The organism is Streptomyces sp. NPDC056580 (assembly GCF_042793175.1).
Classification (GTDB): domain Bacteria; phylum Actinomycetota; class Actinomycetes; order Streptomycetales; family Streptomycetaceae; genus Streptomyces.
This window is the reverse complement of sequence record NZ_JBHTVE010000003.1, coordinates 123,792-134,541: the sequence shown is the minus strand read 5'-3', so window position 1 is coordinate 134,541 and position 10,750 is coordinate 123,792. Positions and strand designations below refer to the sequence as shown.

Below are 10,750 nucleotides of genomic sequence, written 5' to 3'. Positions count from 1 at the left end.
TCGGGGGGGGCCCCGTATCGTTGCTGGGGCGTTGTGTGGGGCGCGGGCCCCAGCCACGGGTGCGCGGGCCCGGCCGGGCGCCGCCCCCCCCACGGTCCCGCCGCGGGGCGCCACAGGGTCGTAAACCAGTCAGGCCGGTGAAACTTGCGGTTCATATGAGTGAACGAATGACGCGCTCACGGGGCGGTAGAGAGGAATCGGCATGGGGTCGGTGGACGGGTCAGTGGATGATGCCGGTCCGCAGCGCCACGGCCACCATGCCGGCCCGGTCGCCGGTGCCGAGTTTGCGGGCGATGCGGGCCAGGTGGCTCTTCACGGTCAGCGCGGACAGGCCCATGGAGACGCCGATCGCCTTGTTGGACTGGCCTTCTGCGACCAGGCGGAGCACCTCCACCTCCCGCCCGGACAGCTCGCGGTAGCCGCCCGGGTGGCTCGGGGCACCCGGGGGGCGGCGGTGCATACGGGCGGCGGCGCCGAGGGGAGCGGCGCCGGGCCGGCTGGGAAGGCCGATGTTGGTACGGGTTCCGGTGACGACGTAGCCCTTGACTCCGCCCGCAAGGGCGTTGCGGACGGCGCCGATGTCGTCCGCGGCCGAGAGGGCCAGCCCGTTGGGCCAGCCCGCGGCACGGGTCTCGGACAGCAGGGTCAGGCCGGAGCCGTCGGGCAGGTGGACGTCGGCGACGCAGATGTCGCGGGGGTTGCCGATGCGGGGACGAGCCTCCGCGACGGACGAGGCCTCGATGACGTCGCGTACACCGAGGGCCCACAGGTGGCGGGTGACGGTGGAACGGACGCGCGGGTCGGCCACGACCACCATGGCGGTCGGCTTGTTCGGGCGGTAGGCGACCAGGCTTGCGGGCTGCTCGAGGAGAACGGACACCAGGCCTCCTGGGTGGGGGGACGGGGCCGGCTTGTGGGGAGGAAGCCGGGACGAAACGTGCTTTCAGGGTCACAGTCGTCTTCGGCAGCGGAGCCGCGCGCCTTTAGGAAATGATCACGATCTAGTGAGTAACAATCCGTTCAATTCGGACACGCTGTCGATCACCCGAAGGTCGAATCGGTTCGAGTCGATGCGATTCGAGTACAGAAAGTGGCCGTATCGACAAAGAGAGAGTCAACGGGACGCCCATCCGGATGAACCCGGCACGGCCGGTGCCCGGGTCACCGTGACTGCGGACCCCTGCGCTGCGGCAGGGTCACCACCGAGGCGTCGCCCGGACCGGCCGGCGGGAGCCCGCCCACCTGCGCCAGCAGATCGCACCAGGAGGCAAGGTGCGCGGCGGTGTCCGGCACCCCGCCGAGGCCCTCGCGCGGCGTCCAGGAGGCGCGGATCTCGATCTGGGAGGCGGCCGGGCGGGCGGAGAGCCCGCCGAAGTAGTGCGAGCTCGCGCGCGTGACGGTGCCGCTCGGCTCGCCGTACGTCAGCCCGCGCGCCTGCAGCGCCCCGGTCAGCCACGACCAGCACACCTCGGGCAGCAGAGGATCGGCCGCCATCTCCGGCTCCAGCTCCGCGCGCACCAGCGTCACCAGCCGGAAGGCGCCCTGCCAGGCGTCGTGCCCGGCCGGGTCGTGCAGCAGCACCAGCCGGCCGTCGGCCAGGTCCTCGTCGTCGTCCACCACCGCGGCCTCCAGCGCGTACGCGAAGGGGGCGAGCCGCTGCGGGGCGGGCGTCGGCTCGACCTCGATCTGCGGCCGCAGCCGCGCGGTGCGCAACGCGTCGACCGCGGCCCGGAACGCCTGCGGCACCCCCGTGCCCGTCTCGCCCTCCGCCTGAGCGGAGTCCTTCGCGTCGTCCATTCCGTCAGCGCCGTCCGACAGTCGTCCCTGAGCCGCAGCCATGCGGGGAAGAGTAAGGGGAACAGCGCCCCCGTGCAGGGAGGACACCCCTTGGGGCGGGCGCACTTCTCGCTTCGCGGCCGTGCGAGACTTGCCGACGTGAGTGCCAACCCAAGCCCCACGGGCAAGCAGCCGACCGCGACGTACGACAGCGCCTTCCTCAAGGCGTGCAGGCGCGAACCCGTGCCGCACACCCCCGTGTGGTTCATGCGCCAGGCCGGCCGCTCGCTGCCCGAGTACCGCAAGGTGCGCGAGGGCGTCGCCATGCTCGAGTCCTGCATGCGGCCCGAGTTGGTCACCGAGATCACTCTGCAGCCGGTGCGCCGGCACGACGTGGACGCGGCGATCTACTTCAGCGACATCGTCGTCCCGCTCAAGGCCATCGGCCTCGACCTCGACATCAAACCCGGCGTCGGCCCGGTCGTGGAGCAGCCGGTCCGCACCCGCGCCGACCTCGCCCGGCTGCGCGACCTGACCCCCGAGGACGTCTCCTACGTCACCGAGGCGGTCGGCATGCTCACCCGCGAGCTGGGCGCGACCCCGCTGATCGGGTTCGCCGGCGCGCCGTTCACCCTGGCCAGCTACCTGGTCGAGGGCGGCCCCTCGCGCACGTACGAGAACGCCAAGGCGATGATGTACGGCGACCCGGAGCTCTGGGCCGACCTGCTGGACCGCCTCGCCGACATCACGGCAGCGTTCCTGAAGGTGCAGATCGAGGCGGGCGCCTCCGCGGTGCAGCTCTTCGACTCCTGGGCCGGTGCGCTGGCCCCGGCCGACTACCGCAGGTCGGTCATGTCCGCCTCGGCGAAGGTGTTCGACGCCGTCGCCGGGTACGGCGTCCCGCGCATCCACTTCGGCGTCGGCACCGGCGAGCTGCTGGGGCTGATGGGCGAGGCCGGCGCCGACGTGGTCGGCGTCGACTGGCGCGTCCCGCTGGACGAGGCCGCCCGCCGGGTCGGCCCCGGCAAGGCGCTCCAGGGCAACCTGGACCCGACGGTGCTGTTCACCGACAAGGACACCGTCGAGGCCCGGGCCGCCGAGGTGCTCGACGCGGCCGCCGGCCTCGAGGGGCACGTCTTCAACCTCGGCCACGGCGTCATGCCGAACACCGACCCGGACGCGCTGACCCGGCTCGTGGAGTACGTCCACACCCGCAGCGCCCGCTGAGCGCAGCCGCTCGCCGGAGGCTCACCGCACCGGCTCACCACACATGTCGGGGCCGCGCCTGCCTGCCGAACACCAGGCGGCGCGGCTCCGGCGGTGGCGGGGTGCCCGGCTTGAGCGGCCAGGCCAGCAGCATGCCCGCCACGAAGCCCACCACATGGGCCGAGTAGGCCACCGTCCCGGCCCCGGACACACCGTGCCCGGAGGAGTACACCGCCTGCAGCCCGAACCAGAAGCCCAGCACCAGCCAGGCGGGCAGCCGCAGCGGCAGGAAGACCAGGAACGGCACCAGCACCCAGACCCGGGCCCTGGGGTACAGCACCAGGTACGCGCCCAGCACACCGGCGATCGCCCCGGACGCCCCGATCAGCGGGTCCGCGGAGGAGGCGTTGAGCAGCGCGAAGCCGTAACCGGCCGCGTAGCCGCAGAAGACGTAGAAGAGGAAGTAGCGGATGTGGCCCATCCGGTCCTCGACGTTGTTGCCGAAGATCAGCAGGAAGAGCATGTTGCCCAGCAGGTGCAGCCAGCCGCCGTGCAGGAACATCGCCGTGAACACGGACAGCGCGGGGGACTTGTCGTAGGCGGGCGGCGCCACCACGCAGCCCGGGCCGTGCGGGCCCACCCCCACCGCGCCGGTCGGCACCAGCCGGGGCATCCGGCCGTGGATCAGCTCCCTGGGCACCGCCGCGTAGTGGTCCATGAAGGCCTGCAGGTTGCACAGCCGCGCGAGTTCGCCCGAGCCCGGCACGGAACCGGCGGCGCCGGGAGTGGCGAGGAAGACGAGCACGTTGGCGGCTATGAGGGCGTATGTCACGTACGGGGTGCGACGCGCCGGGTTCACGTCATGGACGGGGATGACCACACAGAAGTACTGCCCGGGAAACGGCGGGTGAATCGGTGAACGCCGCCGGGGCGGGCCGCGTATCTCCTGTCAACCGACGTGAGGATCAGGCGATGAGTGCGAACGCTCCGCAGATGACGGCGATGCAGGCGCTGCCCGACGGCGAGGCCGAACTGTCCTTGGTGGTACGGCTCCCCTGGGAGGACGTCGCCCGGCTCGGCCAGGAGGCCGGGCGGCTGGCGGCGCAGATGAAGCGGCCGGTGACCCTGGACGAGGCGGTGAGCCACCGGCTGCGCTCCACCCGGCCGGCCGCCTCGCACGCGAGGCCCGCGGGGGAGCAGCCCGCCGCGGTGACGGCCGGCGGGGGCGTGACCTCCCTGCCGCGGATCAGCACGACGGCCTGAACCGCCTACCGCTGACCGGCCCGTACCTTCGCCGTCGCCTTCCTCGCCGCCACCAGGACCGGGTCCCACACCGGTGAGAAGGGCGGTGCGTACCCGAGGTCGAGGGCCGTCATCTGCTGCACCGTCATCTGCGCGGTGAGGGCCACCGCCGCGACGTCGACCCGCTTGCCCGCGCCCTCCCGGCCGACGATCTGGACGCCGAGCAGCCGGCCCGTGCCGCGCTCGGCGAGCATCTTGACCGTCATCGGAGAGGCGCCGGGGTAGTAGCCGGCCCGGCTGGTCGACTCGATGGTGACCGTCTCGAACCGCAGGCCCACCCGGCGGGCGTCCTTCTCGCGCAGGCCGGTGCGGGCGATCTCCAGGTCGCAGACCTTGCTGACGGCCGTGCCCACCACACCCGGGAAGGTGGCGTAACCGCCGCCCGCGTTGGTGCCGATGACCTGGCCGTGCTTGTTGGCGTGGGTGCCCAGCGGAACGTACTGCTCCTGCCCCGAGACCAGGTTCAGCACCTCCACGCAGTCGCCGCCCGCCCAGATGTTCTCGTGGCCGCGCACCCGCATCGCGAGGTCGGTGAGCAGGCCGCCGTGGGCGCCGATGGGCAGCCCCGCCGCGCGGGCGAGCGAGGTCTCCGGGCGCACGCCGATGCCCAGGACCACGATGTCCGCCGGGTACTCGGCGTCCTCGGTGGCCACCGCGCGGATGCGGCCGTCGTCGCCGGTGAGCAGCTTGGTCACCTCGGCGTCGTTCACCATGGTGATGCCGAGGCCCTCCATGGCCCGGTGCACCATGCGCCCCATGTCGGGGTCCAGGGTCGACATGGGCTCCTTGCCGCGGTTGACGACCGTCACCTCGAAGCCCCGGTTGATCAGCGCCTCTGCCATCTCCACGCCGATGTACCCGGCGCCCACGACCACCGCGCGGCGGCCGGGCGTCCGCTCCAGCGAGTCCAGCAGCGCCTCGCCGTCGTCCAGGGTCTGCACCCCGTGCACACCGGGCGCGTCCACGCCCGGCATGTCGGGGCGGACCGGGCGGGCGCCGGTGGCGATGACGAGCTGGTCGTACGGCGTCCACGACTCCGCGCCGGAATCGACGTCACGCGCGCGTACCCGCTGCCCGGGCACGTCGATCCCGACGACCTCGGTGCGCATCCGCAGGTCGATCCCGCGCGCGCGGTGCTCCTGCGGGGTGCGCGCGATCAACTCGTCGCGCTCGGGCACGTCTCCGCCCACCCAGTAGGGGATGCCGCACGCCGAGTAGGAGCTGAAGTGGCCCCGTTCGAAGGCCACGATCTCCAGTTCGCCCGGGCCCCGCATCCGCCGCGCCTGCGACGCCGCGGACATCCCCGCGGCGTCGCCGCCGATCACCACCAGCCGCCGCCTGCCACCTCGCCCACCGTTCATGCTCATGCGAACACGCTACGGTGCGCGGTCGTTCCGGTGCCGCCCGGGACCGCGCGGGCCCGGCGCGTCAGTCCTGGCCGGGCTCGCGCGCCGGGTCCGCCGCCGGACGCGCGCGCGGCAGCGGACCCGGCGCGGCCGGCACCGGCGCCGGGACCCGCTCCCGGCGGCGCGGCAGCCGCGGACGGACGAGCCGCGCCCACACCAGCGCCAGCACGGCGGCGAGCGCCGCGAACGGCAGCAGCGCGCCCAGGACCAGGGCGATCCAGCGCAGCATCGTGACGAACGCGTGCCAGCCGCCCGACAGCGCGTCCGCGAAGCCGGGCGTGCCGTCCTCGGCGGCCTTCTCCACGGGCGTCCCGGACAGCGACAGGGTGATGGTCGCCAGGCTGGTGCGGTCCTTCAGGGACGCCTGCCGGGCGAGCAGCGCCTCCAGGTCCGCCTCCCGGCTGCTCAGCTCGCCCTCCAGGGTGACGACGTCGCTCAGCTTGGCCGCCCGGTCCATCAGCGTCCGGATCCGGGCCACGCTCGCCCGCTGCGACTTGACCCGGCTCTCCACGTCCACCACCTGGTCGGTGACGTCCTGAGCCTTCGCGGTGCGCTCGACGAGCCGTCCCGTGCCCTGCAGATCGCCCAGGACCTCCTCGTACCGCGCGGCCGGCACCCGCAGCACCACGCGCGTGTACTCGTGGCCGTCGGCGTCCCGGCCGGTGTTCTCGGAGCCGACGTAACCGCCGGCGCCCTCGGCGGTCGTACGGGCCTCGTCCAGCGCCTTGGGCACGTCCTTGACCTCGACGGTGAGCGAGGCGGTGCGGATGACGGCGCTCGGGGCGGCCACGCCCGCCCGGCGGGCGGACCTCGCGTCCTCCGCCCTGCCGCCGCCGGCGCCCGCCTGCCGTGCCGCGCCGTCCGCGGCGGACTTGGCGTCACCGCCGCCCGAGTCGTCGGCGGCACTGCACCCGGCCAGCGCCAGACAGGCGGCGAGCAGGACCCCGGTGAGGGCCCGGACGGTTCGTACGGGACGTGGTGCGCGCATGGCGGTACCCCCGATGACGGTGAGACACGACTGCTGTGACCTCTGACGCTCCTTCGACGCCCGGGCGGCCCGGGACGTTGGGGCGTGCCGGTTCCGATGCGGTCACGGTCCGGACTCGTACCGGACACCGGGCCGGGACGGCGGGGTCTGAGAGAGTGGGGCCATGAGCGCAACGGTTACGCAGTCGGGGCACGTCGTCGTCATCGGAGCCGGGATCTCGGGGTTGGCAGCCGCCCACCGGCTGCTGCGGCGCGGCGCCCGGGTGACCGTGCTCGAGGCCTCAGGCCGGGTCGGCGGCAAGCTGCTGCCGGGCGAGATCGCGGGCGTCCGGGTCGACCTGGGCGCCGAGTCGATGCTGGCCCGCCGCCCCGAGGCGGTTGCCCTCGCGCGCGAGGCGGGCCTCGGCGAGCGGCTGCAGCCGCCGGCCACCGCGACCGCCTCGATCTGGACCCGCGGCGCCCTGCGCCCCATGCCCAAGGGGCACGTGATGGGCGTTCCCGGAACCGCCGCCGCCCTCGCCGGCGTGCTGTCCGACGAGGGCCTCGCCCGCATCGAGCGCGACGCCGAACTGCCCCGCACCGAGATCGGCGACGACGTTGCGGTCGGCGAGTACGTGGCGGCCCGGCTCGGCCGGGAGGTCGTCGACCGGCTGGTGGAACCGCTCCTGGGCGGGGTGTACGCGGGCGACGCCTACCGCATCTCGATGCGCTCGGCCGTCCCGCAGCTCTTCCGGGCGGCCCGCGACCACGACTCCCTCACCGAGGCCGTGCGCGGCATCCAGGCCGAGGCCGAGGCGAAGCGGCAGACCGGACCGGTGTTCATGGGCATCGAGGGCGGTGTGGGCCGGCTGCCGCTCGCCGTCGCCGACTCGGTGCGCGCCCTCGGCGGCGAGATCCTCTGCCGCACGCCGGCGACCGGACTGCGCCGGGAGGCGGCCGGCCGCTGGCGGGTCACCGCGGGGGAGCGGGTGCTGGAGGCCGACGCGGTGATCGTCGCCGTGCCGGCGCCGGCCGCCGCCGCGCTGCTGAGCGCCGAGGCCCCGGGGGCCGCCGCCGAACTCGCCGCCGTCGAGTACGCCTCGATGGCCCTGGTCACCCTCGCCTACCGCCGCACCGGGCCGGCGCTGCCCGAGGGCAGCGGGTTCCTGGTGCCGCCCGTCGACGGCCGCACCATCAAGGCCTCCACCTTCGCGTCCCGGAAGTGGGGCTGGATCGCCGAGGAGGACCCGGACGTGGTCGTGCTGCGCACCTCGGTCGGCCGGCACGGCGAGACCGAGATCCTCGAACGCGAGGACGCCGAACTGGTCGCCGTCTCCCGGCACGACCTGCGCGAGGCCACCGGCCTGGACGCCGCGCCGCTGGAGACCCGGGTCACCCGCTGGACCGACGGGCTGCCCCAGTACCCGGTGGGCCACCACGCGCGCGTGGCGCGCGTCCGCGAGCACGTCGCCGGGCTGCCGGGCCTCGCGGTGTGCGGCGCGCAGTACGACGGCGTCGGCATCCCGGCCTGCGTCGCGAGCGCCCACGCGGCCGTGGACCAGCTCTGCGGCGACCTCAGCGGTGTGCGCAGGTTGACGGCCGACCCGGTGCAGAGCCTGCACGGCGGGGCGGGAGAATAGGAACATGAGTGACGACGCCCCCTCCACCGAGACCGGCAGGATCCCGAACAAGGGCAAGCTGGCCAAGGACCTCAACGAGGTCATCCGCTACACGCTGTGGTCCGTCTTCAGGCTGAAGGACGTGCTCCCGGAGGACCGCGCGGGCTACGCCGACGAGGTCCAGGAGCTGTTCGACCAGCTCGCCGCGAAGGACGTGACGGTCCGCGGCACGTACGACGTCTCCGGCCTGCGCGCCGACGCCGACCTGATGATCTGGTGGCACGCCGAGACCAGCGACCAGCTCCAGGAGGCGTACAACCTCTTCCGCCGCACCCGGCTGGGCCGCGCGCTCACGCCGGTGTGGTCGAACATGGCGCTGCACCGCCCCGCCGAGTTCAACCGCTCGCACATTCCGGCGTTCCTCGCCGACGAGACGCCCCGCGACTACGTGAGCGTCTACCCCTTCGTGCGCTCCTACGACTGGTACCTGCTGCCCGACGAGGACCGCCGACGCATGCTCGCCGACCACGGCAAGATGGCCCGCGGCTACCCGGACGTGCGCGCCAACACCGTCGCCTCGTTCTCGCTCGGCGACTACGAGTGGATGCTGGCCTTCGAGGCCGACGAGCTGTACCGCATCGTCGACCTCATGCGCCACCTGCGCGGCTCCGAGGCCCGCAGGCACGTCCGCGAGGAGGTCCCGTTCTTCACGGGGCGCCGCAAGGACATCGCCGACCTGGTGGCGGGGCTCGCCTGACGGCGCGGCCGGCTCAGGCGGCCTTGCCCTTGAGTGCGTCCCGCTCGGGGTGCCGGGCGGCGGCCCGGACCCCGGGCCTCGGCTCCGGGCGCGGTGCGCAGGCGGCGCGCCGCCCCGGGACGCGGCCTTCGAGCAGGTAGCCGTCCAGGTGGCCGTTCACGCACGCGTTGGGGCCGCCCCCGATGCCGTGCGTACCTGCGTCCCGCTCGGTCACCAGCGCCGAGCCGGCCAGCCGCCGGCTCATCTCCAGCGCGCCCGAGTACGGTGTGGCCGCGTCCCGCTCGGCGGCCAGGACCAGCACCGGCGGCAGCTCACCGGGCCCGGTCCGCACGTCCAGCGGCTGCTGCCGGGGGGCCGGCCAGTAGGCGCAGGGCAGGTTGGTCCACGCGTTGTCCCAGGTCTCGAAGGGCGCCCTGCGCGCCAGCCGGGTGTTGTCGCGGTCCCACACCCTCCAGTCCGTCGGCCAGGGCGCGTCGTTGCACTCGACGGCCGTGTAGACCGCGCTCGCGTTCTCCGCCTCGGCGGCCGTCGCCCGGTCCGGCGCGGCCAGTGCCACCAGGGCCCTGGCGTCGCCCTTCAGATAGGACGACAGCGCGGCGGCCCGGCCCGGCCAGTAAACGTCGTAGTACCCGGCCATGAGGAACGCGTCCTGGAGCTGGCCCGGTCCCACCTTGCCGCCCGCCGCCCTGCCCGCGAGCCGGCCGCGCGCGGTGTCGTAGGCGCGCTGCACCTCGGCGGGCGTGGCCCCGAGCCGGTACACGTCGTCGTGCCGGGCGACCCACTCGCGGAAGTCCGCCCAGCGGTCCTCGAACGCGGCGGACTGGTCGAGGTTGTCGCGGTACCAGATCTTCTGCGGGTCCGGGTCCACGGCGGAGTCCAGCACCATCCGCCGCACGTGCGAGGGGAACAGCGTCGCGTACACCGCGCCGAAGTAGGTGCCGTACGAGGCGCCCATGTAGGTCAGCCGGTCCTCGCCCAGCGCCGCCCGCAGGACGTCCAGGTCACGGGCGTTGTTGAGCGAGTTGTAGAACCGCAGCGCGCTCCCCGACCGCTCGGCGCAGCCGCGTGCGTACGCCTTCGCCCGGGCGATCCGCTGCCGCTTGTACCGCTCCGAGGGGTGCACCGGCGAATCGGTGGGCGCCTGGAGGAAGCGTTCGGGCGCGACGCAGGACAGCGGCGCCGAACGGCCCACCCCGCGCGGGGCGTAGCCGACGAGGTCGTACGCGGCGGCGATCCGCCGCCACTCGGGCCGGGCGCCGGCCGCCGGGAAGTGCATGCCGGAGGCGCCGGGGCCGCCCGGGTTGTAGACGAGGGCGCCCTGCCGGGGCACCTTCCGCTTGCTGTTGCGCGGGTCCTTCTGGGTGGCCCGGGCCCGGCTGACGGTCAGCTCGATCTGCCTGCCGCCGGGCCGCGCGTAGTCCAGCGGGACGCGCACCGTGCCGCACTCGAGGCTCCGCGGGGCGTCCCGCCCGTCGCACCGCGCGAACCCGATGCCGGCCTCACGCGCCCGCTGGACGGCCACCGCGGTCCCGCGCGTCTCGGCGGACCACGGCGCGCCCGCGGCGCCGTCCGCCGGAGCCGCGGCCAGGGCCGACAGGAGCAGGGACCCGGCGGCCGAGTACAGGGCGGCAGCTCTCATCGCGTATCCCTCCGGTGCGCGGCGGCCGTGGCACGACTGCCACGGCCCGGCGATCACACAAGGGATGTTTCGTCCGTCT

Annotated in this window: 10 protein-coding genes; 4 read left to right on the top strand and 6 right to left on the bottom strand. The window is 74.1% G+C overall.

Features of this window, described 5'->3' with window-relative positions:
- Positions 1–220: 220 nt before the first annotated feature.
- Complete coding sequence (locus tag ACFQ9Z_RS07330; RefSeq protein WP_061914881.1) at positions 221–880, bottom strand: response regulator transcription factor; 660 nt, start codon at positions 878–880, stop codon at positions 221–223.
- A 281-nt stretch (positions 881–1,161) separates the two neighbouring features.
- Positions 1,162–1,839, bottom strand: coding sequence for a DUF3000 domain-containing protein (locus ACFQ9Z_RS07325; protein ID WP_383012192.1), 678 nt, complete (start codon positions 1,837–1,839; stop codon positions 1,162–1,164).
- A gap of 96 nt (positions 1,840–1,935) precedes the next feature.
- On the opposite strand from ACFQ9Z_RS07325, the gene hemE reads away from it, so the two are divergent.
- On the top strand, positions 1,936–3,003 hold the full coding sequence (hemE, locus tag ACFQ9Z_RS07320; protein ID WP_383012189.1) for a uroporphyrinogen decarboxylase: 1,068 nt from the start codon (positions 1,936–1,938) through the stop codon (positions 3,001–3,003).
- Between the two features lie 34 nt (positions 3,004–3,037).
- On the opposite strand, the gene ACFQ9Z_RS07315 is transcribed toward hemE, so the two are convergent.
- Complete coding sequence (locus tag ACFQ9Z_RS07315) at positions 3,038–3,862, bottom strand: rhomboid family intramembrane serine protease (RefSeq protein ID WP_383012186.1); 825 nt, start codon at positions 3,860–3,862, stop codon at positions 3,038–3,040.
- A gap of 122 nt (positions 3,863–3,984) precedes the next feature.
- Between ACFQ9Z_RS07315 and ACFQ9Z_RS07310 the strand changes: the two genes are divergently transcribed.
- Complete coding sequence (locus tag ACFQ9Z_RS07310; protein ID WP_383013105.1) at positions 3,985–4,245, top strand: hypothetical protein; 261 nt, start codon at positions 3,985–3,987, stop codon at positions 4,243–4,245.
- Between the two features lie 5 nt (positions 4,246–4,250).
- Here ACFQ9Z_RS07310 and ACFQ9Z_RS07305 read toward each other — a convergent pair whose 3' ends face one another.
- Entirely contained in the window at positions 4,251–5,651 is a 1,401-nt protein-coding gene (locus ACFQ9Z_RS07305) for an FAD-dependent oxidoreductase (RefSeq protein WP_383012183.1), read from the bottom strand.
- A 61-nt stretch (positions 5,652–5,712) separates the two neighbouring features.
- The gene (locus tag ACFQ9Z_RS07300; RefSeq protein WP_383012180.1) at positions 5,713–6,678 is read right to left on the bottom strand and encodes a DUF4349 domain-containing protein; all 966 of its coding nucleotides are present in this window, start codon (positions 6,676–6,678) and stop codon (positions 5,713–5,715) included.
- Positions 6,679–6,841: 163 nt separating this feature from the next.
- On the opposite strand from ACFQ9Z_RS07300, the gene hemG reads away from it, so the two are divergent.
- Both hemG and hemQ read left to right on the top strand, forming a co-directional pair.
- On the top strand, positions 6,842–8,296 hold the full coding sequence (hemG, locus tag ACFQ9Z_RS07295) for a protoporphyrinogen oxidase (protein ID WP_383012177.1): 1,455 nt from the start codon (positions 6,842–6,844) through the stop codon (positions 8,294–8,296).
- Between the two features lie 4 nt (positions 8,297–8,300).
- Positions 8,301–9,032, top strand: a complete 732-nt coding sequence (gene hemQ / locus ACFQ9Z_RS07290; RefSeq protein ID WP_383012174.1) for a hydrogen peroxide-dependent heme synthase — start codon at positions 8,301–8,303, stop codon at positions 9,030–9,032.
- Positions 9,033–9,045: 13 nt separating this feature from the next.
- On the opposite strand, the gene ACFQ9Z_RS07285 is transcribed toward hemQ, so the two are convergent.
- Positions 9,046–10,671 carry an alpha/beta hydrolase gene (locus ACFQ9Z_RS07285; RefSeq protein WP_383012171.1) on the bottom strand — a complete coding sequence of 542 codons (1,626 nt, stop codon included), beginning with the start codon at positions 10,669–10,671 and terminating at the stop codon, positions 9,046–9,048.
- Between the last annotated feature and the right edge of the window lie 79 nt (positions 10,672–10,750).

Excerpts from the sequence above, each read along its gene's own strand:
- ACFQ9Z_RS07325 (WP_383012192.1), bottom strand. The coding sequence starts at position 1,839 with ATGGCTGCGGCTCAGGGACGACTGTCGGACGGCGCTGACGGAATGGAC.
- ACFQ9Z_RS07310 (WP_383013105.1), top strand. The coding sequence starts at position 3,985 with ATGCAGGCGCTGCCCGACGGCGAGGCCGAACTGTCCTTGGTGGTACGG.
- ACFQ9Z_RS07305 (WP_383012183.1), bottom strand. The coding sequence starts at position 5,651 with ATGAGCATGAACGGTGGGCGAGGTGGCAGGCGGCGGCTGGTGGTGATC.
- ACFQ9Z_RS07300 (WP_383012180.1), bottom strand. The coding sequence starts at position 6,678 with ATGCGCGCACCACGTCCCGTACGAACCGTCCGGGCCCTCACCGGGGTC.
- hemG (WP_383012177.1), top strand. The coding sequence starts at position 6,842 with ATGAGCGCAACGGTTACGCAGTCGGGGCACGTCGTCGTCATCGGAGCC.
- hemQ (WP_383012174.1), top strand. The coding sequence starts at position 8,301 with ATGAGTGACGACGCCCCCTCCACCGAGACCGGCAGGATCCCGAACAAG.
- ACFQ9Z_RS07285 (WP_383012171.1), bottom strand. The coding sequence starts at position 10,671 with ATGAGAGCTGCCGCCCTGTACTCGGCCGCCGGGTCCCTGCTCCTGTCG.